The sequence below is a fragment of the Chlorogloeopsis sp. ULAP02 genome, from assembly GCF_038404745.2.
Taxonomy (GTDB): Bacteria; Cyanobacteriota; Cyanobacteriia; order Cyanobacteriales; family Nostocaceae; genus Chlorogloeopsis.
Genome location: NZ_JAYKTT020000069.1, coordinates 42,855 through 67,633, shown reverse-complemented (window position 1 = coordinate 67,633; position 24,779 = coordinate 42,855). Strand labels below are relative to the sequence as shown.

Sequence of the window (24,779 nt, the reverse complement as noted above, 5' to 3'; positions counted from 1 at the left end):
GAAATATAAATGTTTTTATTTTATAAAAACTTTATAAATAGCTCGGAAAATTATAAAAATTTGTTAAAAGATACAGATGCTACCAAAATTCTTGGGCGGTTATGCCTATATTGGGGAAAGTTAAAACAAATTATACGGCATGAATACTGATATTACTCCTTGCAAGTTCATAACAGCGAATTCCAAAAAGTTTGGATAAGGCAGTCAGTTGAGTATTTGCAGGCTAAACAGTATTTGTGTCAAAATTCTGCTTTTTTGTTTCAGTCTTTCAACTACCCAGTTAAGTTCATGACTCTAACATCAGAACATCAAGTGATATTGTTCAAACCCCAAGGACGCATAGACTTACACGGTGGGATGGCTTTGAGTGAAAAAATGGCTGGAGTATTACCCCAGCAAAATCAGCTCTGGGTGATCGACTTTGCCGAAGTAGATTTCATGGATAGTTCTGGGCTGGTTTCATTGGTTCAAGGGTTAAAAGCCGCCCGTCAAAGTGGTTGTCGTCTGCTACTTTGTAATGTACAAGCTCCTGTCAGGTTAATTTTAGAGCTTACTCAACTAGATTCAGTATTTGAAATTGTTAATACTTACGAAGACATCCCAGAATCATCAGCAAAAGCAGTCTGCTGCTAGCAAACAAAACAACTAAACTCATTGCAAAAATAATGGCTATAGCAGGTAAGTGACATAGGCTATAGTTATTATTGATTGCCGAAAGAGTGGTATTTTGTTGCAAGTACCACTCTGTACAGGTAAAAATTTAATTTAACCAGATACCGGACGCGAAAAGTTGGGCAGATCGATGCCACTATGAGAGGCAGTACGAGTTTTCAGCGCTAGACGGTAGCTCACACTTTGTAGTTCTGCTTGCAACTGGCGATTTTCTCGTTGTAGCATTACCACCTTTTCCCTGACTGGAGCCATGCGCTCCTCAAACTTACGGCGATATATTTGAGGTAACTCCTGTACTACTTGCTCTAACATTCGGCTGCGATCAGTTAGTTCTTGCACTGACTGACGCAACTGATAAATTTCGCCATCGCGACTTGCTATTTGCTCTTGATAGAACGTCAACTGCTCCTCGACTGCTTGTATTTGTTCTTGTAAAGCCTGGAGTTCACTTTGATGACGCTCTGACACTTCCACTTGAGGCATAAAGTTAGTATTACCCTTGACTAGTCGGAAGAGTTCTTGAGACAACTGTTGTACTAATTGATCGCGAAGTTGCAATTCTTGGCGCAATTTCGATACTTCTATAGAGAGCGTTTGAATAGTAGATGTGTCATTTTGGCTCACAGTGGCAACTAGCTCCCATGTCAGAACTTTACTATGTATCTTAAGTAAAAACACGGAAGTGATAATTTAGGCAAATACTTCCGATTACTTGCTAATTTAGCATTCTCGGAGAAATCAGCAAGTAGGGGAAAGCAAATTTTTTTACTTTTTTACAATTTTAATAGCTAGCAGTTAGTAGTTACTAACAAACAACTAACCACTAGCCTAAATTATGCTGCTTCTGTAGGAGCTTGGGGTTGTTGCACTTCTTGCTTAATAGTCAAGTAGCGAATTACTTCTTCGCTCAAACGCATAGCTCGTTCTAAAACAGCGATGATGTTTCCAGGAGCAGTGTAATTCATTTGGATGTAAATACCATCCCGTTGCCTATTAATTTCATAAGCTAAACGTCGCTTACCGCGATTTTGAATCTGGATATTGTCAGCCCCTTGTTCTCGAATCAAGTTTTCGTATTTAGCAATAGCCTGCTCTACCTGCTCGTCTCCCAAGTCTGGGCGCAGGATGTACATTGTTTCATAAATTATTTGCACGATTCATCTCCTTCTGGACAATATGGCTGCTGATGTCAACAGGTGCTTAATGTCTTTTTTAATACAAATACCTATCAACATCTAAAGCAACAAGGAATTATAATCTTACCAGTTTTCTATTTTAATGCTTAACTAAATCTACTCAACTAGTTATTAGTTTACGATCTGTGAACTATAGACTATTGACTTTAAAAGGTGATTTGATCTCAAACAGTAGGATATTGATCAAGGTTATGGCGCAGCGCTATGTGCGAGTTCAAAATCAGGAAGGACAGATTTACTATGGGTTGCTACAACTCTCCTTAAAGGTGCAGGTTCTGGATGCTCCGCCTTGGTTGCAAGGTCAACCTACAGATTTGGTATTGGAACCAGAGGATTATCAAATTTTGGCTCCCTGCGCTCCTTCAAAAATTGTAGCGGTAGGGAAAAATTATGCAGAGCATGCCGCAGAAATGGAAAGTGAAGTGCCAATTGAGCCACTCCTTTTTTTTAAACCACCTACCTCTGTGATTGCTTCTCTGGCAGAAATACAGTATCCGCGCCAATCACAAAGAGTGGACTACGAAGGAGAATTGGCTCTGGTAATCGGCGATCGCGCTGTTGATTGCATACCGGAGGAAGCCCAAACAAAAATTTGGGGTTACACGATCGCCAATGATGTGACAGCGCGGGATTTACAAAGAAAAGATGGGCAATGGACACGAGCTAAAGGATTTGATACTTTCTGTCCTTTAGGCCCGTGGATCGTCCGTGAAGTCAGTCCAGGAGCCAGATTGCAAACTTTCTTAAATGAAAGTGTCACTCCCGTACAATCTGCTACTATTGACCAGATGGTTTTTTCTCCAGATTTTCTAGTGTCTTATATTAGTCAAGTCATGACACTCTTACCAGGAGATGTAATATTAACAGGTACACCAGTGGGAGTTGGGCCGTTAAACATCGGCGATCGCGTTCGTGTGGAAATTGAAGGTATAGGCCGCCTAGAAAATAAAGTCGTGGCTCGTGAAAAACTAGCGCGGTAGTTGCATATACACTGCATCAGAAATAGCGGGGATTTCTGCGTAACGCCCCCACAGCGACTGGACTATGGAATAAACGACTGCTACTACTATGCCGATAAAGATAGTACTTGCCACCGTTTGGAGTGCAAAACTTAAACCAGGAAGCGCGACAAGGCGCACAATTATGCCACACAGATACACAATAATGTTTAATAGTAAGGCCTGTAATGTGTTAAACCTAATAAAATGATTGATTTTTTCGTTTCTCACCACCAAAAGAAATAAAGCAAAGAAAATAATCAGTTCGCCATATGGCCCCAAGATACCGTAGAGGACTAGTACGGGTTGAAGCGGTATAAACAACACTTGTAGTGCAGGAAATTGTCGGAATAAATATAAACCGAATCCAAGTACACCAATTAAAGGCAACAAATAAGGCAAGCTAGCAAAAATTCTATCTTTAACCGTTGTAGACCCGCGCCAAGTCATATTGCGTTCTCCTATGGTTAAACTGCAATAGTTACATGAACCTAGAATAACGCAGTTAAGTCATTAGTTACATCCTGGGGGTTCGGTTCATTCAATATTAACAATCCGGAACCCCATCAGACACTCATACTGGTCTGGCTGTTGCTCAGTAATTTTACGGACTAAATGACCACAGCGAAGTTGACCTTGACGCCACCGAGGTTGACCACTACTATCAGCGAGTAAACAAGATTGGCAAACCTGCTGAGGGGCAAGGATTTGATCCTCCATTAAAATCACTAGCATCCAATCCCTCCTGTAGTTCCTCAATTGTTTCCCATATTTCCTCTTGGGCTAATATTTTGACTATGGCTTGCGATCAGTCTGTTACTAAACAGCTAGTTAGTGAATTGTATAGCAGTTGGGTTACCTGTAAAGGCTGAGAATTAACCTACTCTGTCAAAATAGTGATTTCATCCGTTGCTATATTAATCGCCTTTCCTTGCTTTGGAAAATTTTGTTTGATAGCAACCCAAGCATAATTACCCAAGTGGACTTTAAATTAATTGTAAGTTGGATATTTAAAGATGTAGTAAAAAGCAATACATAAATTCACGAGAACAAGTTGCAATCAGAAATAGTTCATACTTGATATTAAGAAAAGAGCGTTATGATTATTAACGCACTTATCGAGCTTGCGTCTGGTAATTCAGTTCAGTCAAGACAAATAAATATCAAAAGTCATTAGTCAATTGTCAACAATTACAAAAACATTGAAGCCCAGACTCTTGACTATGGACTCTTGACTGTGGACTCGAATATATACGCTGCTGCCTTGTACCTTACACCAACTATTGTGCAAATTGACTTAAGGATAACTGAAAGTGACTCTCAAAAATTCAGATTTTCTGACTTCCTCCGATCCTATCGTTGCGGAGTTAATTAACAAAGAACTAAAGCGTCAACACGACCATTTGGAGTTGATTGCTAGTGAAAATTTTACCTCTGCTGCTGTACTGGCTGCACAGGGTTCAGTGCTGACAAATAAATATGCCGAGGGATTACCCGGTAAACGTTATTATGGCGGTTGCGAATTCATAGATCAAATTGAACAGGTAGCAATTGACCGAATCAAACAATTGTTTGGTGCTGCTCATGCCAATGTTCAACCTCATTCTGGCGCACAGGCAAATTTTGCGGTGTTTTTGACATTGCTAGAACCAGGGGACAAAATTATGGGCATGGACTTGTCTCATGGTGGACATCTTACCCACGGTTCACCTGTGAACGTGTCTGGTAAGTGGTTCAAAGTTGTTCATTACGGTGTCAATCAGGAAACAGAACAATTAGACTATGACCAAATTCGGGAGCTGGCGCTAAGGGAGCGTCCTAAGCTGCTGATTTGTGGTTATTCTGCTTATCCTCGTGTCATTGATTTTGAAAAATTCCGCAGTATCGCTGATGAAATTGGCGCATACTTACTAGCAGATATTGCTCACATTGCTGGTTTGGTTGCCAGTGGTTTGCACCCCAATCCCCTGCCCTATTGTGATGTAGTGACAACTACTACTCATAAAACTTTACGTGGGCCCAGGGGTGGTTTAATTATGACCCGTGATCCAGAATTGGGTAAAAAATTGGATAAAGCTGTTTTCCCTGGAACTCAAGGGGGGCCTCTTGAACATGTCATCGCTGCAAAAGCAGTATCCTTTGGAGAAGCCCTCAAGCCAGAGTTTAAGACCTATTCTGCCCAAGTCATTGAAAATGCCCGTGCTTTGGCTGCACAGTTGCAAAAGCGTGGCTTTAAACTAGTATCAGATGGAACTGATAATCATTTAATGCTAGTAGATTTACGCAGTATAGGATTGACGGGTAAGAAGGCAGAACGGTTTTTGAGTGATGTGAATGTCACAACTAACAAAAATACTGTTCCTTTTGATCCAGAGTCGCCATTTGTAACTAGCGGTTTAAGGCTGGGTTCCCCGGCAATGACAACACGGGGGCTAGGAGTTACAGAATTCACGGAAATTGGTAATATTATCGCCGATCGCTTGTTGAATCCAGATTCTGAAGCAATAAGCGAAGATTGTCGCCGACGGGTGGCAGCTTTGTGCGATCGCTTCCCCTTGTATACACATCTGGAAATTTCCGTACCAGCTTTAGCATAAGAGGTTGTCAATAGCTAATGGCTAATGGCCATTAGCTAACCTTAAATCAAAAATTTATTAACTTTCCTACCGACAAGTGTCTGAATTGGGAACCACTCCCGCCAATTAATCACTATTCCCCAATCTCATGAGTGCAGAAATTATTTGTGTTGGGACTGAACTGCTACTAGGAAATATACTCAACAGCAATTCTCAATATTTGGCAATTGAGTTAGCAAAATTAGGTATTCCTCACTATTATCAAACAGTAGTAGGAGACAACCCAGAAAGGTTAAAGCACGTCATCGAAATTGCTAGTCAAAGAGCCGAAATTTTGATTTTTACTGGCGGACTTGGCCCTACACCTGATGATCTCACCTGCGAAACTATTGCCGATTTTTTTAGTGTTCCTTTGGTAGAATGCTCAGAAATTATTGAGGATATTGCCCGGAAATTTCAAGAGCGCAATCGTCAAATGACTCCTAGTAACCGCAAGCAAGCTTTGATACCCCAAGGAGCAAAAATTTTACCTAATCCTACTGGCACGGCACCGGGTATCATCTGGCAACCACATTCTAAATTGACTATTTTTACCTTCCCTGGTGTACCGAGTGAAATGCAAAGAATGTGGGAAGAAACAGCGGTACCTTATTTAAAAAGCCAAGGTTGGGGCAAGGAAATCATCTACAGTCGGATGTTAAAGTTTTGGGGCATTGGTGAATCTGCTCTAGCAGAAAAAGTTAGTGCCTATCTCAAATTACCCAACCCAACAGTTGCACCCTATGCCAGTAAAGGAGAAGTCAAGCTACGAGTTTCTGCCAAAGCTGCTTCTGAAACTGAAGCACAAGCGTTAATTGCTCCTGTGGAGAAACAACTCATACAAATTGCTGGGCTAAATTATTACGGTGCTGATAATGACACACTTGCCTCCGTAGTTGGTCAGAGTTTACGGAAGGCAGGAGAGACGCTTTCCGTTGCAGAATCCTGCACAGGTGGTGGACTGGGACAGATGTTGACCGAAACATCTGGTAGTTCTGATTACTTTTGGGGTGGGATAATTTCTTATGACAACTCGGTAAAAGAGAGACTTTTAGGGGTTAATCCAGAAGATTTAGTAAAATTTGGAGCGGTAAGTGCTACTGTCGCAGAGCAAATGGCATTGGGAGTACGATCGCACCTGGGTACTTCTTGGGGATTGAGTATTACTGGTATTGCTGGGCCGACTGGTGGAACAGAGACTAAGCCAGTAGGTTTAGTATACATCGGTTTAGCAGGGCCAAATAGCGTGGAGAGTATTGAATATCGGTTTGGTACAGGGCGAAGTCGGTCATTTGTTCGGTATTTGAGTGCCTGTACAGCACTAGATTTGCTGCGCCGGAAGTTGTTGACGAGATAGTGTAAATGTTAAAATTGTCATACTTTAGTATGACAAGTAGAAAAGACAATGCGAATTAATGCTCGATTAGATGAAGAGTCTGCTCGCAAACTAGCCTGCATTAAACAGCAGACTAATCAGGCAGTTACCGACGTGATTAAGTCTGCTATTGACTTATACTATCAAAAGCTTCAGCAGCAGCAACAGAACCCTCATAAATTGCTAATAGAAACTGGTTTTATTGGTTGTGGAGAGGCAGAACCAAATTTATCTGTAAACTACAAGTCAATTTTGAAAGATAACTTAAAAACCAAATATGGTTATAGTTGATACGGGGTTTTGGTTAGCTTTGGCAAATCGAAATGACCAGTATCACGCTCAGGCAATAGCGATACTTGCCAATATAAACGAACCTTTAATTACAACTTGGGCTGTCGTTACTGAAACTTGCTACTTACTCCTCACTACAATGGGCAACCATGCTCAAGTAAGTTTCATAAATAACTTATCTTTAGAAGTAATAACAGTTTTTGATTTGCAACCCCATCATGGCAGACGCATTTGTGAATTGATGGAACAATATGCAAACTTGCCAATGGATCTTGCCGATGCTTCGCTGGTAGTTTTAGCAGAGCATTTAGGGCATGGAAGAATTTTATCAGTAGATTTTAGAGATTTTAACGCTTACCGTTGGAAGAATCAGTATCCGTTTGAAAATTTGATGTTGTTGGATGGCTGAGAAGTGGAGGGCGATCGCTACTATCCAGCTACAACTAAACCATCCTGAACACGAATAATCCGTTTTGTTTGAGCAGCAATATCTGGCTCATGAGTCACAATCACAATCGTGATTCCTTGGTGATTCAATTCTGTCAGCAATTCCATGACTTCGTGGGAAGTTGTAGTGTCTAAAGCTCCTGTTGGCTCATCTGCTAAGACTAAAGCCGGTCGATTTACCAAAGCACGAGCAATGGCAACCCGTTGTTGTTGCCCGCCCGACAGTTGGCTGGGGCGGTTATTGATGCGATCGCCTAAACCTACCTTAGTTAAGGCTTCAATTGCTCTTTGACGGCGTTGTGGTTTTGGTACATTGGCATAAACCATCGGTAGCATGACGTTATCTAATGCCGTCGCCCGCGACAAAAGATTAAATTGTTGGAATACAAAACCGATGCGTTGGTTGCGGATATACGCTAACTCATCATCGTCAAAGGTAGTTAGGTTTCTGCCCTCAAGGACGTAATGCCCTGTTGTCGGACGATCCAGGCAGCCAATAATATTCATGAGAGTGGATTTACCGGAACCCGACATACCCATAATGGCAACGTATTCTCCTTCCTCAATAGATAAATCAATTCCCTTGAGTACTGGGACATCCACTTCTCCTAAGCGGTAGGTTTTGGTGATAGACTCCATCCAAATCATAGGATTTTAGATTTTAGGTTTTAGATTGTTCTTCAAATTGGCCTTGAACTTTTAATTTTTAATCACTTACGCCTAATGTGAATTAGTAGAACTCACGTTGAGTAGCACCAAATGATAGATTGATTAAAAAATCCAATTTTATGATGATAACGAACACAGATAAACACAGATGCACACGGATAAATTATCTGTGTTTATCTGTGTCCATCTGTGGTCGATTTCTAAAATATGGCTTCTGCTTGCCCTTGTAATTCACATCTAACGTCACTTCTGCCTCCTGCTTCATTAGTCGCTCCGTAAAGCAGCGATTGGATCTAATTTGGCGGCGTTGCGTGCAGGAATCACTCCAGCCAATAACCCAACTATGAATGAAAGTCCAAACCCGGCGATGACTGATAAGGGAGAAACGACAAACGGAAACTTGAAGATAGTTGCGGCGGCTGCGGCAATGAGAATACCCGCTCCCATGCCAATGCCTCCTCCAACGGTAGAAATGACGATCGCTTCTGCTAAAAATTGATTGAGAATGGCTGCATAAGTTGCTCCTACTGCTTTGCGAATGCCAATTTCCCGCGTTCGCTCGACAACGGAAACCAGCATAATATTGGCGATCCCAATTCCCCCTACTAACAATGAAATCCCGGCGATCGCTACCACCATCACAGTAAATAAACTTACAACATTAGTAAAAGTATTGACAATATCAGCTTGGTTGGTTAACCGAAAATCATCAACTGCTGGCGGATAAATGTTGTGACGCAGGCGTAAGAGGTTAGTTACTTGAAACTGAGCAGCCTCTAACTGCTCTTGATTGCTGGCTTTAATTAAAATTCCACTGACGGAAACACCTGCTAAAGCATTGTTACCAACTAATCTCCGTGACATACTGGTGAGGGGAATGTAAATTTGGTCATCTCTATCCATAGGCCCCTGAGAACCTTTAGGCTCCATTACCCCGATCACTTCGTAAGCTTCTCCGCGAATCCGAATTTTCTCACCAACAGCGTTAGCACCTTCTCCAAAAAGTGTTCTCTGTACTGTAGGGCCAAGAACAGCAACTTGCGTGGCAGTATCAAGTTCTTCCTGAGTAAAAAATCTGCCTACTTGCGGGTAGACATTTCTTACTTCTGGGTAGTTCAAATCTGTGCCGTAAATTGTTGTTGATGTGTTCTGTCCACCATATACAACTTGTGCATTTCGCTGTAAGTAAGCAGAGACAATCTGAGCGGATGGTGCTTGTTGGGCGATCGCCTCGGCATCTTCCCAAGTCAAAGTACTGGTAGAACCAAGTCCCTGACTGATAAATCCGCTTCTCGCAGCACCAGCCAAGACTTGCAAAACATCTGTACCCAATGCTTGTATTTGTTGTTCAACTCCTTTTTGCACACCTTGACCGACAGAAGTAATCGCAATCACTGAGGAAATCCCAATAATTACGCCTAGCATAGTTAATCCTGTGCGTAATTTATTACTCCACAGTGCCTCCGCAGCCATTGACAAGATTTCTACAAATGAAACTGTACGGGTACTCTTTTTTATGTAAAAACCCTTAAGCATAACAGCTGCATTTAAAACCTATTTTATAAAGATCTGCCACCTCGACCACCACCAGAACTACCTCCCATGCCAGGGAAAACTCCGCCTCGCGGTGTTGATTGCGGTCGCGATCCTGGTGGAAAGCTAAGTAATACCCTCTCAGTTCCCTGCAATCCAGATTTGACCTCTGTAAAGTTGTTGGCTGTGGCACCAGTTTTAACAGGGGTAAATACTGGTTCGTTACCTACTCCTGTAACAAATACACCTGTGCTTCCTTGCCGACGCACAACTGCTGCTGTAGGCACAACAATAGCATTTTGCAATTGACCAACTTGAAAATCTGCTTCCACATTCATTCCTGATCGCAGTAAATTTTGAGAGTCAGAGCCAAGTGAAATTTTGACTTGAAAACTAGTAACATTTTGTTCTACTGTCGCTTGGGCAGCAATTTGACTGACTTTGCCCTCAAAAGTTTTGCCTGGGAAGGCATCTGCTCTAATCTTGACTTTTTGCTCCAGACGTATCTTGGAAATATTTGTCTCAGCTAAATTTGCGACAACCTGATTTGTAGAAGCTAAGGAAAATATCGAAGAAGAGGTGGCTGAGGAAACGTCACTGCCTGAGGTTGTTGGCGTCACAAAAGCCCCTGGATCGGCGTACTTTTGAGTCACAACACCATCAAAAGGCGCTCTCAGTACAGTGTCATTGATTTTCGTTTGGATCGTTTGCAACGAACCGCGAGCAGAAGTCACCTGAGCTTGGGCTGCGTCAATATCTTCTTGGCGCGTTCCAGCTTTGAGGAGTGCTAGGGCTTGTTCTCTTTGCCTTACTACCGCCCGCAATTGCTCAATATCTTCTGAACGCGATCCTGCTTTTTGCAATGCCAGTGCTTGCTGTGCTTCATTTACTTGGGCTTGTACGCTGTCACGATCTGCACGTGCTTGGTTTAAAGTCTGAAGGGAAATCGCTCCTGCATTGTACAGCTGCTGGTTGCGGCGGAAATTATCTTCTGCCTTTGTCAAGGTGGCTTGAGCATTTTTTAAACGCGCTTCAGCTTGTCCAATATCTTGGGGGCGGTTACCTGCGATCGCCTTTTGTAAGTTTGCTTTCGTTTCGTCTAATTGTGCCTGTGCTTGAGCAATATCTTGAGGACGATTGCCTGCGATCGCCTTTTGTAGGTTCGCTTGTGCTTGTGCTAGTTGTCCTCTTGCTTGGGTGAGTTGCCCTTGCAAATCAGAATCATCCATCTGAGCAAGTATTTGCCCTTGTTTGACTGTATCTCCTTCTTTGACTAACAATGCTTTGAGTACGCCTGATTCTTTAGGGCTAACGTTAATCGACCGTTCAGGCTTAACTGTACCATTGGCTGAAACTGCAATTGGTAAGCTTTGCCTTTGTACAGGAGCAGTTAAAACCCTTTGTCTTGCATTTCGAGTAGGAACAATAACCAGTTGACGATATACAGTAAAACCAACTCCACCTAAAAGCAAAAGAATGAGTAGCCAAGATAGCCAAATAGTTCTTTTCTTTTTCTTTGCTTCTGGAAAGAAATTTGATGTATCTAAGGAGTGTGAGGTATCAATTTTCATTTAACCTTTTGTGTTTAGGAGTAATGGCTACTACAGAGGTACTGCTGCAAGAATTCAAGGTCACTGGATTGTGGTAGCCCTAAAGTTGTAATTTTTTTAATCTGTGTTATTTCAATTATCTATTTCTAGAATGTTTCCGTTGGGAAGTTTGATGTCACCATATACTTAAGTCTTGTAATTCTCCAGAAGAAACAATATCTCGATCGGATTTTATCTAAACTTTGACGAATGCTGGCTTAGATTTGCTCATTGTGACGACTTACCATGGCTGCAACTAACATCGTATAATTCGCTCTGGCGCAAGTGTATGATGCAAAAGTCCCAATTTTATACATGACCTAAGTCACAAATTTTGCTGAGATCTAATTGGATATCTTGACTAATCTATCAGCACAATCAATCGCCAAAGACTTGCTGCATCCTTCACAATTTGTTACAAAAATACAAAGAACTTCTAGAGGCATCAACTCAAATGTTCGGCGGACTTACAGGTTTAACAGATCCCAAAGGCACCGACTGGGGAGAGCGGATGCTCAACACCGTTGCTAGTCAAACGATTCGTCACCTATTCACCAAAAGCGAGTCAATAGAAGTCTTTGTCCGCTGTTATCCCTCCAGCAAACTTTTACAAGGCAGTATTGACAGTTTTAAAATGAGTGGTCGTGGCTTAGTGATTCGCAAAGATTTTGCAGTTGAGGAAATGTCTTTTGAAACCGATGCTGTTGCGATTGATTTTGGTTCTGTTTTAAGTGGCAAATTGAATTTGAAGCAACCAACACAAGCGATCGCCCAAGTCGTATTGTCAGAAGACGGTATCAACCAGTCTTTTCAGGCAGAACTGGTAAGAAATCGTTTAGTTAACCTATCCTTACCTGCTTTGACAGCATTATCTGGTGGCAAACCAGTCTCTTTTAGCGAAATCAAGGTGCAGTTGTTACCCCAAAATCGCCTCAAACTTTGGGCAAAAGCAGATTTAAACAACGGCGAACTCGTGCCGTTGAATATGACTGTCACCATAGCTGTAGAAAGGCGCAGACGCGTTTCTTTTCAAAATCCGGAAGTTGAACTTGAGCAAGTGCCAGAAGCACAGCGAGAAATGTCTAAAACCTTAAGTCTGGCGCTAGCGGAAATTTTGGATAATATGGTTGATTTAGATCGCTTTGATTTGGATGGAGTAAAAATGCGGCTTAATCGTTTGGAAACCGAGGGAAAACAGTTAATTTTTAGTGGTTATGCGGAGATTGAACGCATACCTCGTAGCGGTTAATTGTTGCGATCGCTCTTTCTAATCCTGCGTCAAAATCCCCACTAAAATCTGCATCAATACTTCTAAATCGGTGGGAACTCTATACAGCATCAAATCCTGAGTTACCACCCGCGAGGAGCGATGAAAACTACCAAATTGCCAGATATCGCCTGTTGTCACAGCACCATAAAGAGTCGAGTCTTCTGTCTCCACCCAACTATCAAGAGCAATCAACTCAGTTGCTAGCTGAGTAAATCCCCGTGTTAAATCTGCTTGCTTTGCTTCCACAACGAGTACACTGTGTTTTGCTTGCAGATAATAGTCCAAATCTCCTCTAAGATACTGATCGACCTCGATTGGGTATTCAATGTTTACTGTAGCCTCTGTGATGTGTGCTACTTCTAAGAGGATGGGAGCAATTAAGACTTCACGTCGCGCTGCTTCACTAGTTAAGCTAACACGAGCAATTCCTTCTTCTAACCGCTGTTGTAAGTCTTGGAGTCTAGTAAATTGACTTGAATCAGCAATTGGTAAATTAATAGCACCCTTAACCAAGTCCGCTCCTAATTCTTTGAGAATATCTGCCGGAGCAAATTTCATTAGAAAGTAACTGCGGAAAGTGTACGTCTCATTTGGTTTAAGAATCGGGGGACGTGGTGTTCGTTGTGTCATAGCATATACTCCCCAAGTACATATTGTTACTCTTCAGAGTTTAGGGCGATCGCATCATTTTGCTAAAAGTGTGTGATGGTAAATTGCAGAAAAATCATCAGAAAGAAAATGCCAACCTACGAACAGCTACGCACTTGCTTTATTCTCAGCTATCAAAATACTAGAATGTACTTACCAATTTATTTGGTGACAATTGACCAGCGAACAAAACACGTAGTCATTCTTGCAGGTGAAGAAACCGAAATTGTCATTTATCCAAATAGAAAGTGGCGGTATGTATGATCAAACCCAATTTTACAACAATGAATCGTGCAGAATTAAGGCGCTACATCCTAGCCCACAGAGAAGATCAAGAAGCACTACAAGTATATATTGATCGATTTCAAGATCTTGAGGCTACAGTTTTCCCCGCACCTGAATCTGTAGAACATCTAGAGCATTACCCAGAGCTACACAGACAGTACCAAGACAGAAAACATCAACGTGACTAAAGAGGGATTACTTTAGTAAAATAGCCATAATATACAAATCTTTTTATTTTCAACTTCGTGAAAACTGACAGTATTTTTTATCGTCTCTTTCAAGAATTTCCTGATATCTTTTTTGAACTCATAGGTGAAGCAACAGAAGAGGTTAACACCTATCAATTTTCATCAGTGGAAATCAAACAAACTGCATTCAGAATTGATGGTGTATTTCTTCCCACACACGAAGAAAGCCCTATTTACTTTGTTGAAGTGCAGTTTCAAACTGATGCAAATATTTACGCTCGATTGTTTGCAGAAATCTTTCTATACCTACGGCAAAACTCACCACAAAATGACTGGCGTGGTGTGCTCATATATCCCAGCAGTAGTGTAGACACGTCGAATATACAACATTATCGAGAATTCTTTACAAGCCAGCGAGTCCTACGTATTTATCTTGATGAGTTAGGTGAAGTGACTTCACTACCTATTAGCATTGCGACTATTAAATTAGTGATTGAAGATGAAGATATAGCTATTTCCCAAGCAAGGCAACTAATAGATAGAACTAAACAAGAGATAAGCTCTGAACCGAAACAGCGGCAGTTATTAGAATTAATAGAGACGATTTTGGTTTATAAGTTCCCAAAGATGAGCAGGGAGGAGATAGAAACTATGTTTGGCTTAAGCGAGTTAAAGCAGACACGATTTTATCAAGACGCATTTCAAGAAGGCAAACAAGAAGGCAAACAAGAAGCAGTACCTCGGCTATTGGCTTTGGGATTAACTGTAGAACAGATAGCAGAGGCGTTAGGTTTAGAAGTCGCACAAGTCAGGGAAGCCTCACAAAATCAATCCTCCAGTTGATACAGCAACTATCAGCCTATTGCTAGCCAAAATATTTCTCCGTCTTCAAGGAATTGATTGTGCCAAACTTGTAATTAAATTTTGTTAAGATTGGACTCGACGTGAGTCTGCCTTCGCTGCTAATTGCCTACCTTGGAGACACCCAATGTTGCGACTAGAACATATCAGTAAAATTTATCCGACTGGTGAAGTCCTCAAGGATATCAACTGGGAAGTCAAATCTGGCGATCGCATTGGCTTAGTTGGGGTCAATGGTGCCGGAAAATCAACACAACTCAAAATTATTACTGGCGAGGTTGAACCGTCTTCTGGTGAAATTATTCGTCCTGCTAGCTTACACATAGCTTATCTCAACCAAGAATTTGATGTTGATCCCTCTCGCACAGTCAGAGAAGAATTTTGGACAGTCTTTAAGGAGGCAAACCAGGTAAATCAGTCTTTAGTGCAAGTGCAGCACCAAATGCAAACTGCTTCCCCAGAGGAATTGGAAAAACTGATTAATAAATTAGATCGTCTCCAGCGGCAGTTTGAAGCTTTGGATGGTTACGGTTTAGAAGCACGCATTGGCAAAATATTGCCAGAAATGGGATTTGAGCCAGAGGACGGCGATCGCCTTGTCAGCGCCTTTAGTGGTGGCTGGCAGATGCGGATGAACTTAGGTAAAATTTTGCTGCAACAACCAGATTTGCTGCTATTAGACGAGCCAACAAACCACCTAGATTTAGAAACTATTGAATGGCTAGAAAATTACCTGAAAGGATTAACCACACCGATGGTAATAGTCTCCCATGACCGGGAGTTTCTTGACCGTTTATGTACCCAAATTGTGGAAACTGAACGTGGTGTTTCCACCACCTACCTTGGCAATTACTCGGCATACTTGCAACAAAAATCAGAAAACCAAGTAGCGCAATTATCTGCTTATGAACGCCAGCAAAAAGAACTAGAGAAACAGCAGGCGTTTGTTGATAGGTTCCGTGCTAGTGCTAATCGCAGCACCCAAGCAAAAAGCCGGGAAAAGCAGCTAGAAAAAATCGAGCGCATCGAAGCACCCACTTCCGATGTCAAAACATTGCACTTCCGTTTTCCGCCTGCACCTCGTAGCGGACGAGAAGTGATAAAAATCAAAGATTTAACTCACATCTACGACGATAAAATTTTATTTTTGGGAGCAAATCTCTTAATTGAAAGAGGCGATCGCATTGCTTTTCTCGCTCCCAACGGTGCTGGTAAATCTACGTTATTACGCTTAATAATGGGTATAGAAGAACCCACAGAAGGTAACGTTAGCTTAGGCGAGCATAACGTGATCCCCGGTTATTTTGAGCAAAACCAAGCAGAAGCTTTAGATTTACAAAGAACTGTCATGGAAACTATCCATGATGAAGTCCCTGATTGGAAAAATGAAGAAGTCCGCACGTTACTAGGACGCTTTTTATTCACTGGTGACACGGTGTTTAAAAAAGTTGTCGCTCTTAGCGGTGGAGAAAAGGCACGTCTGGCGTTGGCAAAAATGCTCTTGCGCCCGGCAAATTTACTAATATTAGATGAACCAACAAACCATTTGGATATTCCAGCAAAAGAAATGCTGGAAGAAGCACTGCAAAATTACGAAGGAACTGCGATTGTTGTCTCCCACGATAGGTATTTTATTTCTCAAGTAGCAAATAAAATCGTAGAAATCCGGGATGGGGAATTCCGAGTATATTTAGGTGATTATCACTACTATCTAGAAAAAATTGCTGAAGAAAAAGAACAAGCTAGACTAGCGGCGATCGCTGCCGAAAAAGCTGCCAAGAAAGCTGCTAAAGCTGCTAAAGCTGCGGGGAAGAAGAAGTGAGAAAATGTTAGTAGATAGTGGTGAGTAGTTAGTTGTTACCTACTAACCACTAACTACTCACCACCGACTTTTACCGCATAAATGAGAAAATGTTTACGAAAGTTTAAGAAATGTCTAAAAAATCGGAAAATCGTCATCAAAGAAGTTAGTAAGCAGAAATTCACTTGCGGCTGGGGTTAGCAGTGGTATCATTCGGGTATTACAAAAAGTAAAGGGCGATTTTATTATGACCAAAGCACCTGTTGCTCCCGTGGTGCTAGTCATTTTAGACGGATGGGGCTACTGCGAGGAGATACAAGGAAATGCTATTGCCGCTGCTAACACTCCGGTAATGGACAGCTTATGGGCAGCATATCCGCACACCCTTATCCGCACATCAGGAAAAGCCGTGGGGTTGCCAGAAGGCCAAATGGGCAACTCTGAAGTTGGTCATTTGAACATTGGTGCTGGGAGGGTTGTACCCCAAGAATTGGTACGCATTTCTGATGCAGTCGAAGATGGTTCCATCCTGCAAAATCCAGCACTTGTCAACATTTGCCAACAAGTGAAAAGTCACAATGGCAAATTGCACTTAGTCGGGCTTTGTTCTGAGGGTGGGGTACATTCGCACGTCAGCCATCTGTTCGGACTACTTGATCTAGCTAAAGCTCAAGGAATATCAGAAATTTGCATACATGCCATTACTGATGGTCGTGATACCGCTCCAATAGAGGGTGTGAATGCAATAGCGCTGATCCAAAATTACATCGAGCGCATTGGGGTAGGACGCATAGTTACCCTCAGCGGGCGGTATTATGCAATGGATCGTGATCGCCGTTGGGATCGTGTTAAGCGCGCCTATGACGTCATGACACAAGACAGTCCCGGCAATGGCCGTTCAGCTTTAGAAATTCTGCAAGCATCTTATGCAGAAGGTGTAACAGACGAATTTGTCGCTCCAGTCAGAATTGCACCTGGAGCTGTACAAGCAGGAGATGGGGTAATATTTTTCAATTTCCGTCCGGATCGCGCCAGACAATTAACTCAAGCGTTTGTTAGTCCGGAATTTAAGGGTTTTGAAAGACAGCAAATTACCCCATTGGAATTTGCCACTTTTACGCAGTACGATCCGGAGTTATCAGTTGCAGTCGCTTTTGAACCACAGAACCTCAGCAATATTTTGGGCGAAGTGATTTCTCAACACGAGCTCAAGCAATTTCGTACTGCTGAAACTGAAAAATACGCTCATGTCACCTATTTCTTCAACGGTGGACTAGAGGAACCTTTTTCAGGAGAAGATAGGGAACTAGTCAATAGTCCAATGGTTGCTACGTATGACAAAGCACCGACAATGTCAGCCGAAGCAGTCACAAAGGTAGCAGTAGCAGCAATTGAAAAGGAAATTTACTCCCTTGTTGTGATTAACTACGCTAACCCAGACATGGTAGGACACACAGGTCAAATCGAGGCAACAATAAAAGCCATTGAAACTGTGGATAACTGTTTAGGTCGCTTACTAGCAAGCGTGAATAAAGTCGGAGGTACAGCAATTATTACTGCCGACCACGGTAACGCAGAATATATGATAGATGAGGGAGGTAATCCCTGGACAGCTCACACTACCAACCCAGTTCCTTTAATTGTCGTGGAAGGAGAAAAAGCAAAAATCCCCGGACATGGCGGAAATGTTGCCTTGCGAAACGATGGCAAGTTAGCCGACATTGCCCCTACTATTCTGGAGATTTTACAGATTCCTCAACCACAAGAAATGACAGGGCGATCGCTGGTAGATTCTGCCGAGTATGATGTGCAATTGCCTCGCACTCCTGTGCAGGTTGGGCTATAGAAGAATAATGAGTTATGAATTATTAATGAGAATTGAATAAAATTCATAATTTATAATTCATAATTATCCATTACATTTACATTGCTACCATGACCGTTAGTAACGTCGTACAAGGTATCTGGGTTTTTTCTGCCATTGCTTTGGTTGTTCTTGTATTACTACATAGCCCCAAAGGTGATGGTATTGGAGCGATCGGTGGTCAAGCCCAGTTGTTTAGCAGCACTAAGAGTGCAGAAAATACTTTAAACCGAGTTACTTGGGCTTTGACAGTTATTTTTCTCGGTTTAACCGTGGTTTTAAGTGCTGGTTGGCTCCCTAAATAAGGGTAGGGGATAGGGAAATGGGAAGAAAAACCCAACACCCGATACCCAACACTCCAAAAATTTTTATTTGGCGGCGTTTACTGGCATTTTTAGGATTAGCTATGCTCACCGGACTGCTCGTTATCTTCCTTAACGTGCAGTCTTTTGCTATGTTTCCACACGTGCGCGATATTGTAACCAAAACACCACAATATCCAAAAGTTACTAAAATTCCTTCCCCAAAACCCCATCCTCTACCACCCACGCTAACCCAGTGGCAAGATCGCACTAACAGTGGAGATTACTTTTCCCAAGTTGCACCGACACCAGTAGGCTATTTAGTCTGGTCGCAATTTCCTGTTACGGTTTACATAGAAACGCCAACAGTAATCAGCACCAAGCAGGCTGAAACTTGGGTAAATGAAGTTTTACAAGCTGTGCAAGAGTGGAATCCTTATTTACCTCTAAAAGTAATAGAAACACCGGAGGTGGCTGATATTACAATTTTGCGAAAAACTCCTCCACTTCAGATTTCCCCAGGCAATAAATTTCCTCGCGCACGTTCTGCATTAACTACTTACGTTTTATATACAAATGAAAGATTTTTATACCATCGCTTTACCATCTTGTTGCATCCCAGTCAAACAGGTAAATATCTTTTAGCAGCAGTACGCCACGAATTAGGACACGCACTAGGGATCTGGGGACACAGTCAAATAGAAAGTGATGCTTTATATTTTTCTCAAGTTCGCAATCCACCGCCAATTTCTCCTAGAGATGTAAATACGCTGAAGCGGGTGTATGAACAGCCAACAAGTTTGGGATGGGCTTTGTCGAAGGCAGAAGGGCAGAGGAGGCAGTGCGTTGCGGAGTTACGTGGGCGGGTTCCCCGACTTGAGCAAATTGTCCGTTGAGGTTCCACGCCACTTGACGCCAGGTGCTTTATGCCGGGGAACCCGTCCACCGCACTGGCTCCTTTATGCCGGGAAACCCCTTCGGGTACTCTGCGAGAAGGGCTTCGCCCTACGGCAGTCCGCTCAACGGGGGGCTTTGGGGCCTCCACGCAGTGGGGTTGGGGGGAGACCCCCGCACGCGGCTGCACTCACCATCCACGGCAGTGGCTCCTCCGTTGTAGCAACTGCCGTGGCAGAAGGGAATTAGGACGCGGGGACGCAAAGAAAGAGGACTGGGGAACAAGGAGATAAGGCGAGTAAACGTGAATCAATTTTTGAGAAGAAAAATGCAATCTGAATTCAACTTTTTACAGCATTGGTATCCTATCTTACCTATTGAAGATATCGATCCCCATCTGCCAACTGCTGCAACTATTTTGGGAATTAACCTCGCAATCTGGAAACCCAAATCATCTGAGACTTATCGAGTTTTTTTAGATCAATGTCCTCACCGTCTGGCTCCTTTAAGTGAAGGGCGTGTTGACGAAAAGACGGGTAATCTAATGTGTAGCTATCATGGCTGGCAATTTGATGCTCAAGGAATATGCACCCACATTCCCCAAGCAGAAAATCCAGAACTGGTGACTAAAAATCAACAAAATTTGTGTGCAGTGACTTTACCTTGTCGTCAACAAAATGACTTGCTATGGGTTTGGCTTGATCCCCAATCTGCAAAACAGGCAGACACTACACCATTGCCTTTGTCACCTCAAATAGACGCAAGCAAAGGTTTTGTATGGTCTTCTTTTGTACGTGATTTGGAGTATGATTGGCAAACACTGGTTGAGAATGTGGCTGATCCAAGTCATGTTCCTTTTGCTCATCATGGAGTGCAGGGCGATCGCAACAAAGCAAAACCGATTCCCATTGAAATTGAGAAATCAACAGCAGATTTGATTGTGGGGGCTACCTCTGGGCGCTTTCAAACCACAATTACGTTTGAGCCACCTTGCCGTTTAGAATATGCTATTGGTTTTGGAGATGGGGGAAAGCAGATCGGATTAATTACTTACTGCATTCCAGTATCTCCAGGTAAGTCTAGAATCATCGCTCAGTTCTCCCGTAACTTTGCTAAAACACTCCATCATCTCACTCCGCGCTGGTGGGATCACATTCATAACCGCAATATGGTTATTGACGGAGATATGATTCTTTTACGTCAACAAGAGTATTTGCTCCAACAAAAACAATCAGTTGCAAGCTGGAAAGCTGCTTATAAGTTGCCGACAAGTGCAGATCGCTTAGTAATTGAGTTTAGAAATTGGTTTGATAAATATTGTTATGGTAGTTTACCGTGGAGCGAAGTCGGAATTAGTGTTCCAGAAAGCTCGAATATCAATGAAAGCCGCGAGGTAGTCTTGGATCGCTACAGACAACACACCCAGCATTGCAGTAGTTGTCGAGGTGCGTTGAAAGTTATACAGCGCTTGCAAGCTTTTCTTTTGGCATACTTTTTTGTTACTGTTTCTGGAGTTGCCATACTTCCTGATGCTCTGCGATTGAAGTTTGGTTTACCTCTTGTTGCGATCGCACTATTAGGTTTGGCTGTTTATAGTTGGCTGAAATTATGGCTGATGCCTAAGTTTTATTTTGTTGATTACGTACACGCGGAACGCAAATAAAGGGGAAAGGGGAACAGATAAAAAAAGCCTCTCAGAGCGAGAGGCTAGAACTAGATTCAGCGGAGACAACTAAAATTTTGACAGCTATTTACAGCACAAAAGCGACTGCAAGCGCCCCTGCCAGTGCGGAGAATACTCCAGAGACGATCGCTGTAGCAAATAACCACCAAGCTGCCGATGCTGCGGCTTTGCGGGTTTCTTCAGCTTGGCGCTGTGCTTGACGCTTGACTTCTTCTAAGCGTCGCTGGGCTTCTTGTTGGATGCGTTCTGCTCTTTGTAAGACGCTATTACGTGCTCGTTCAATTTGATCAACAATGCGGTTAGCATCTTCCTCAGAAATATCATCACGAGAACTCAAGATTGCAACATATGTCTCGCGGTTAAAAGCAGATAAGCGATCGCGTAATGCTTCAAATCCTGCTTGTGGATCGTCAAACACCTTGCGCACATCCCGCTTGATCCCATCATAGTTAAGTTCCGGACGCTCTAAGGAGTTGAGATAGTAGCGAATACGGGCAAAAATTCCGTCAATTGCATCTTGAATACGTCGCTGAATACCCCGCACTTGTTCGACAAAGTTATCGCGTAACGACACGATTGTATCTGCAATCCGGGCTGCTTCTTCGTCACTGAGGTCTTCCCGCAGTTTTAACAGGGCGATAATCGTGTCGCGATCAAAGTGGGAAAGGCGATCGCCTAAACTTTCCATACCCACGCGCGGATCGTGTAACAATAAGGACAAATCACGTTTGATACCTTCTGGATTAAGTTCATCCTTACCAGTCCGCCGGAGATATTCTTCCAGATAATCCTGAAAATTCTGTACTCTTTGCTGTGTCCGGCTGGCTAAACGGCGCGGTGCTCGTACAATGTTGCGGATCGAGTTTTGTACGGAATCGATGACTTGATTAACTTGCTCTTCATTCAAATCTTTTCGCTGACTGAGCAATTTTACTAGGGTATCTCGATCCACTTGTGATAAGCGTTGCCGTAGAGCGATCGCTCCTTCTTTAGGATTTTCAAACAATCGATTCAAATCCCGTTGAATGCCTTCTGGATTGAGTTCTTGTTTGCCAGTATTGCGCAGATAATCTGCAATTATGGTTGTGACAGAATCATACTGTTCTTTGGCTTTATCTAATGCTACTTGCGGTGCCTGGCGAACACTATGCCACGATTCCTCAACTGAATTAATAATTTGATTTACTTGGTCTTCGCTCAAATCTTGTCGCTGACTGAGCAATTTTACTAAAGTATCGCGATCAAACCGAGATAAACGCGCCCGAATTGCCGCCATTCCGGCTTGCGGATCTTCCAGAAGTCTCTTTAATTCGGCTCTAATGGCGTTGGGATTTAGCTCATCTTTGCCAGTATTGCGCAGATATGACTCTAGATTTAACCACAGCGATTCTGCTTGATATTTTGCTTGATCTGCTAGCCCTTTCGATTCTACTAAGACGCGATCGCGCTGTCTTTCCAATTCGTCTAGAATAGCATCTGCTTCCTCTGGCTGAATATCATTGCGTGAAAGCAGTATCTCCCGCATTTTTTGCCGATCAAATGCTGATAAGCGTCGAGAGATTGTTTCATAATCTGCATTGGAATCTTCCAATAAAGGTTTGAAACCCTGTGGAATACCTTCTGGAGTTAATTCTGATTTTGGGGTGACGAGTAGATAGCTCTCGACGCGGCGTTGCAAGTCTTGTGTTATCTCTCTTTCTTCCTCGGCGGTAACTGTTACTAATACCGATTGGCGAACAACTTCTAAATTATCAGCAATTCGCTGGATTTCGGCTTGAGTTAATAGGCCACGTTGTTGCAGAATATTAACGAAATCGCTGCGAGAAAGCTTTTCTAACTCCCGTCGTACTGTTCCTGGATCGGCAGCAGGATCGTAGATAACATCGCGAAATTCTTGACCTATTCTGTCTTGGCTCAACTGCCAAGCATAGGTGTTGAGCAGATAGTTTTCTACATCTGTACGGATAGGACTATAGGGTTGCTTTGGTGTAGGCAACCCTAGCTTATCTGCTTGTTCGGTGGCTTTGTCTTTAGCTGTGGTCAAAATACCTAAGATTTTTTCCACATCTAAATCCGACAAATCAGTGCGTCCCAAAACAATACCAGTCAAAGCAGTTATCCCCTGCTGTAATGTCCGTTGGATCGGCCCTGGGGTTGCCTCCTGAGCTGCTCTTTCATCTGCTTGCTTTGCAGAACGCATTTCCGCCATCAACAAATCAACCTTACGGTTAAGTTCGTCTATATTTGTCTGTCCTGGCTGAAGAGACTTAACATAGTCAATCAATTCACCCATCCTGTCTTGGGGGCGAGCCTGTCCTGCTACCGTCTGTTGCCAAACACTATATAAGGTATCAGCAATCCGCTTCACTTCTCGCTTGGAAAGGTCGGTACGGCTGCTAACTAGATTAACAAATGTTTCGCGATCAATGTTGCGAAGGTCGCTGCTAGCAGCTATTTCCCTAACTTGAGGATCACTAAGTAAATTTTCAAAGTCTTTGCGAATTTTTGAAAAATCTAGCTCTGGAGGGCGCACCATTTCTAGGTAATCTTCTATTTGATCGCGCACACTACCAGGATCGATCGCGCTACCTAGCTCTCGGCGTACAGCAGCAGCAGCGGCTTCAGCAGTTGCCACAACTTGCTGGTTCACTGCTTTTGCACCTAATGCAGCAGTGGCTGTACCCATAATTGCCTGCAAGCCAGAAGTCGCAGTGTTAATAATGTTACCAAGGAAAGAACCTACCGTCGTGGAACTTACCCACACTAACAACAAAAAGTAGGCACCCCAAATCACCAAACCCAGGATTGCTCCTAGTCCTGGACTGAAAATCACTAAACTAAGCTTGACGGCTAAAAAACAAGCGATCGCTAAAGCAATAGTCACCGTGACTAATGTCCAAAGTCCCACAGCAGTGCCTATTTTACGGATCGTTCCACCAAAACTATCAACTTCTGCGCTGTTTGAATCCGAACTTGATGGACGTCCTAAGTAAGAAATACCTGCTGCAACGGAAAGGTTGGTTAATACTAACTGGATCGCAAAAGCCAGGATCACACCAGAGAGTAAAGCGGTAAAAAAGCGTGGCCCCGCAGTCAGAACAGATGTTTGTGCTGGCGATACTGGTGCTGGCGGGTCTACTATAACTTGTGCTAGCCAAAATAGTGGTTTATTAAGTCCTAGCGTTATTTCCATACTCTGAAACATTTTATTTCCTTCCTCTAAACCTTATGCTAGGTATAAAAAATTACTAACCTTGCCAATCAACTTTTACCTCTTTATCTGTAGCTATACCCAACTCTTTAGCTCAGAATCGTGGAAATTGGGCTCCTAAAGCATCCATCGTAGGTCTGATACCTGCATCCGGCATTGGATATAAGTTTTTCTCGCTAATGTATTAGCTTTGTATCTGCTGTATTATTTAAGTAAATTTACTTAATAAAAAGTTAAAATTAATATTTGTTGAGTATGTTATTTTTTATCACTATCTTAAGGTATATTAAGCAATTCAAAAAGTGCTTTGAGAATCGGCCATTGGAAGTGCCTATAGTTTGTACCCATAGGAATACGGCAACACAGTTATGGGTAGCTAAATTTAA

At 42.7% G+C, this 24,779-nt stretch carries 24 protein-coding genes; 15 read left to right on the top strand and 9 right to left on the bottom strand.

The features are described 5' to 3' along the window. The first annotated feature begins 288 nt into the window (after positions 1-288). Positions 289-633 (top strand): STAS domain-containing protein, encoded by a 345-nt coding sequence (locus tag U2718_RS24075; RefSeq protein ID WP_341993438.1) that lies wholly within the window; start codon positions 289-291, stop codon positions 631-633. A gap of 132 nt (positions 634-765) precedes the next feature. On the opposite strand, the gene U2718_RS24070 is transcribed toward U2718_RS24075, so the two are convergent. Continuing rightward, entirely contained in the window at positions 766-1,296 is a 531-nt protein-coding gene (locus U2718_RS24070) for an Npun_F5560 family protein (protein ID WP_341993437.1), read from the bottom strand. Between the two features lie 209 nt (positions 1,297-1,505). Then, entirely contained in the window at positions 1,506-1,826 is a 321-nt protein-coding gene (gene rpsF, locus U2718_RS24065) for a 30S ribosomal protein S6 (RefSeq protein WP_341993436.1), read from the bottom strand. 233 nt (positions 1,827-2,059) lie between these two features. Here rpsF and U2718_RS24060 point away from each other — a divergent pair, with 233 nt between their 5' ends. Continuing rightward, the gene (locus tag U2718_RS24060) at positions 2,060-2,848 is read left to right on the top strand and encodes a fumarylacetoacetate hydrolase family protein (RefSeq protein ID WP_341993435.1); all 789 of its coding nucleotides are present in this window, start codon (positions 2,060-2,062) and stop codon (positions 2,846-2,848) included. On the opposite strand, the gene U2718_RS24055 is transcribed toward U2718_RS24060, so the two are convergent. Beyond that, complete coding sequence (locus tag U2718_RS24055; protein ID WP_289790011.1) at positions 2,837-3,316, bottom strand: Tic20 family protein; 480 nt, start codon at positions 3,314-3,316, stop codon at positions 2,837-2,839. The two genes, U2718_RS24060 and U2718_RS24055, sit on opposite strands and share 12 nt — an antisense overlap. A gap of 87 nt (positions 3,317-3,403) precedes the next feature. Next, positions 3,404-3,601 carry a hypothetical protein gene (locus U2718_RS24050; RefSeq protein ID WP_341993434.1) on the bottom strand — a complete coding sequence of 66 codons (198 nt, stop codon included), beginning with the start codon at positions 3,599-3,601 and terminating at the stop codon, positions 3,404-3,406. A gap of 578 nt (positions 3,602-4,179) precedes the next feature. Between U2718_RS24050 and glyA the strand changes: the two genes are divergently transcribed. From glyA to U2718_RS24030, 4 genes are all read left to right on the top strand, one after another. Then, complete coding sequence (glyA, locus tag U2718_RS24045; RefSeq protein ID WP_341993433.1) at positions 4,180-5,463, top strand: serine hydroxymethyltransferase; 1,284 nt, start codon at positions 4,180-4,182, stop codon at positions 5,461-5,463. A gap of 127 nt (positions 5,464-5,590) precedes the next feature. Then, positions 5,591-6,838: a competence/damage-inducible protein A gene (locus U2718_RS24040; protein ID WP_341993432.1), complete on the top strand. Its 1,248-nt coding sequence runs from the start codon at positions 5,591-5,593 to the stop codon at positions 6,836-6,838. Between the two features lie 48 nt (positions 6,839-6,886). Continuing rightward, positions 6,887-7,147 (top strand): CopG family transcriptional regulator, encoded by a 261-nt coding sequence (locus U2718_RS24035; RefSeq protein ID WP_341993431.1) that lies wholly within the window; start codon positions 6,887-6,889, stop codon positions 7,145-7,147. After that, positions 7,134-7,556, top strand: coding sequence for a type II toxin-antitoxin system VapC family toxin (locus tag U2718_RS24030; RefSeq protein WP_341993430.1), 423 nt, complete (start codon positions 7,134-7,136; stop codon positions 7,554-7,556). Before U2718_RS24035 ends, U2718_RS24030 begins: the two co-directional genes overlap by 14 nt. A gap of 20 nt (positions 7,557-7,576) precedes the next feature. On the opposite strand, the gene U2718_RS24025 is transcribed toward U2718_RS24030, so the two are convergent. From U2718_RS24025 to U2718_RS24015, 3 genes are all read right to left on the bottom strand, one after another. Beyond that, entirely contained in the window at positions 7,577-8,242 is a 666-nt protein-coding gene (locus U2718_RS24025; protein ID WP_341993429.1) for an ABC transporter ATP-binding protein, read from the bottom strand. A gap of 285 nt (positions 8,243-8,527) precedes the next feature. Next, complete coding sequence (locus U2718_RS24020) at positions 8,528-9,799, bottom strand: ABC transporter permease (RefSeq protein ID WP_341993428.1); 1,272 nt, start codon at positions 9,797-9,799, stop codon at positions 8,528-8,530. Between the two features lie 23 nt (positions 9,800-9,822). Continuing rightward, complete coding sequence (locus tag U2718_RS24015) at positions 9,823-11,367, bottom strand: efflux RND transporter periplasmic adaptor subunit (RefSeq protein WP_341993427.1); 1,545 nt, start codon at positions 11,365-11,367, stop codon at positions 9,823-9,825. Positions 11,368-11,839: 472 nt separating this feature from the next. Here U2718_RS24015 and U2718_RS24010 point away from each other — a divergent pair, with 472 nt between their 5' ends. Further along, a complete protein-coding gene (locus U2718_RS24010) occupies positions 11,840-12,634 on the top strand; it encodes a DUF2993 domain-containing protein (RefSeq protein ID WP_341993494.1) in 795 nt (264 codons plus the stop codon). Between the two features lie 18 nt (positions 12,635-12,652). Here the strand turns inward: U2718_RS24010 and U2718_RS24005 are convergent, their stop codons facing one another. After that, a complete protein-coding gene (locus U2718_RS24005; RefSeq protein WP_341993426.1) occupies positions 12,653-13,285 on the bottom strand; it encodes a hypothetical protein in 633 nt (210 codons plus the stop codon). A 108-nt stretch (positions 13,286-13,393) separates the two neighbouring features. Here U2718_RS24005 and U2718_RS24000 point away from each other — a divergent pair, with 108 nt between their 5' ends. The 8 genes from U2718_RS24000 (at position 13,394) to U2718_RS23965 (ending at position 21,161) form a co-directional block, all read left to right on the top strand. After that, positions 13,394-13,567, top strand: a complete 174-nt coding sequence (locus tag U2718_RS24000; RefSeq protein WP_341993425.1) for a DUF6888 family protein — start codon at positions 13,394-13,396, stop codon at positions 13,565-13,567. Beyond that, entirely contained in the window at positions 13,564-13,776 is a 213-nt protein-coding gene (locus tag U2718_RS23995; protein ID WP_411813360.1) for a DUF6887 family protein, read from the top strand. Before U2718_RS24000 ends, U2718_RS23995 begins: the two co-directional genes overlap by 4 nt. Positions 13,777-13,833: 57 nt before the next feature. Next, positions 13,834-14,619, top strand: coding sequence for an Rpn family recombination-promoting nuclease/putative transposase (locus U2718_RS23990; protein ID WP_341993423.1), 786 nt, complete (start codon positions 13,834-13,836; stop codon positions 14,617-14,619). A gap of 145 nt (positions 14,620-14,764) precedes the next feature. Further along, on the top strand, positions 14,765-16,459 hold the full coding sequence (locus U2718_RS23985; RefSeq protein ID WP_341993422.1) for an ABC-F family ATP-binding cassette domain-containing protein: 1,695 nt from the start codon (positions 14,765-14,767) through the stop codon (positions 16,457-16,459). A 226-nt stretch (positions 16,460-16,685) separates the two neighbouring features. Beyond that, a complete protein-coding gene (gene gpmI / locus U2718_RS23980) occupies positions 16,686-18,284 on the top strand; it encodes a 2,3-bisphosphoglycerate-independent phosphoglycerate mutase (protein ID WP_341993421.1) in 1,599 nt (532 codons plus the stop codon). An 89-nt stretch (positions 18,285-18,373) separates the two neighbouring features. Continuing rightward, positions 18,374-18,607 (top strand): preprotein translocase subunit SecG, encoded by a 234-nt coding sequence (gene secG, locus U2718_RS23975; protein ID WP_016875079.1) that lies wholly within the window; start codon positions 18,374-18,376, stop codon positions 18,605-18,607. Between the two features lie 17 nt (positions 18,608-18,624). Further along, positions 18,625-19,500 (top strand): peptidase, encoded by an 876-nt coding sequence (locus tag U2718_RS23970; RefSeq protein WP_341993420.1) that lies wholly within the window; start codon positions 18,625-18,627, stop codon positions 19,498-19,500. Between the two features lie 326 nt (positions 19,501-19,826). After that, positions 19,827-21,161: a Rieske 2Fe-2S domain-containing protein gene (locus U2718_RS23965; protein ID WP_341993419.1), complete on the top strand. Its 1,335-nt coding sequence runs from the start codon at positions 19,827-19,829 to the stop codon at positions 21,159-21,161. Positions 21,162-21,249: 88 nt separating this feature from the next. Here the strand turns inward: U2718_RS23965 and U2718_RS23960 are convergent, their stop codons facing one another. Next, positions 21,250-24,387, bottom strand: coding sequence for an MFS transporter (locus tag U2718_RS23960; RefSeq protein ID WP_341993418.1), 3,138 nt, complete (start codon positions 24,385-24,387; stop codon positions 21,250-21,252). Between the last annotated feature and the right edge of the window lie 392 nt (positions 24,388-24,779).

What these genes read in the sequence shown, in the direction of transcription:
- U2718_RS24005 (WP_341993426.1), bottom strand. Translation starts at nt 13,285, where the DNA reads ATGACACAACGAACACCACGTCCCCCGATTCTTAAACCAAATGAGACG.
- U2718_RS23985 (WP_341993422.1), top strand. Translation starts at nt 14,765, where the DNA reads ATGTTGCGACTAGAACATATCAGTAAAATTTATCCGACTGGTGAAGTC.
- U2718_RS24030 (WP_341993430.1), top strand. Translation starts at nt 7,134, where the DNA reads ATGGTTATAGTTGATACGGGGTTTTGGTTAGCTTTGGCAAATCGAAAT.
- U2718_RS23965 (WP_341993419.1), top strand. Translation starts at nt 19,827, where the DNA reads ATGCAATCTGAATTCAACTTTTTACAGCATTGGTATCCTATCTTACCT.
- U2718_RS24010 (WP_341993494.1), top strand. Translation starts at nt 11,840, where the DNA reads ATGTTCGGCGGACTTACAGGTTTAACAGATCCCAAAGGCACCGACTGG.
- U2718_RS24000 (WP_341993425.1), top strand. Translation starts at nt 13,394, where the DNA reads ATGCCAACCTACGAACAGCTACGCACTTGCTTTATTCTCAGCTATCAA.
- U2718_RS24015 (WP_341993427.1), bottom strand. Translation starts at nt 11,367, where the DNA reads ATGAAAATTGATACCTCACACTCCTTAGATACATCAAATTTCTTTCCA.
- U2718_RS24055 (WP_289790011.1), bottom strand. Translation starts at nt 3,316, where the DNA reads ATGACTTGGCGCGGGTCTACAACGGTTAAAGATAGAATTTTTGCTAGC.
- U2718_RS24025 (WP_341993429.1), bottom strand. Translation starts at nt 8,242, where the DNA reads ATGATTTGGATGGAGTCTATCACCAAAACCTACCGCTTAGGAGAAGTG.
- U2718_RS24060 (WP_341993435.1), top strand. Translation starts at nt 2,060, where the DNA reads ATGGCGCAGCGCTATGTGCGAGTTCAAAATCAGGAAGGACAGATTTAC.
- U2718_RS23970 (WP_341993420.1), top strand. Translation starts at nt 18,625, where the DNA reads ATGGGAAGAAAAACCCAACACCCGATACCCAACACTCCAAAAATTTTT.
- U2718_RS24075 (WP_341993438.1), top strand. Translation starts at nt 289, where the DNA reads ATGACTCTAACATCAGAACATCAAGTGATATTGTTCAAACCCCAAGGA.
- U2718_RS24035 (WP_341993431.1), top strand. Translation starts at nt 6,887, where the DNA reads ATGCGAATTAATGCTCGATTAGATGAAGAGTCTGCTCGCAAACTAGCC.
- U2718_RS23995 (WP_411813360.1), top strand. Translation starts at nt 13,564, where the DNA reads ATGATCAAACCCAATTTTACAACAATGAATCGTGCAGAATTAAGGCGC.
- U2718_RS24040 (WP_341993432.1), top strand. Translation starts at nt 5,591, where the DNA reads ATGAGTGCAGAAATTATTTGTGTTGGGACTGAACTGCTACTAGGAAAT.
- gpmI (WP_341993421.1), top strand. Translation starts at nt 16,686, where the DNA reads ATGACCAAAGCACCTGTTGCTCCCGTGGTGCTAGTCATTTTAGACGGA.
- U2718_RS24020 (WP_341993428.1), bottom strand. Translation starts at nt 9,799, where the DNA reads ATGCTTAAGGGTTTTTACATAAAAAAGAGTACCCGTACAGTTTCATTT.
- secG (WP_016875079.1), top strand. Translation starts at nt 18,374, where the DNA reads ATGACCGTTAGTAACGTCGTACAAGGTATCTGGGTTTTTTCTGCCATT.
- U2718_RS24050 (WP_341993434.1), bottom strand. Translation starts at nt 3,601, where the DNA reads ATGCTAGTGATTTTAATGGAGGATCAAATCCTTGCCCCTCAGCAGGTT.
- U2718_RS23960 (WP_341993418.1), bottom strand. Translation starts at nt 24,387, where the DNA reads ATGTTTCAGAGTATGGAAATAACGCTAGGACTTAATAAACCACTATTT.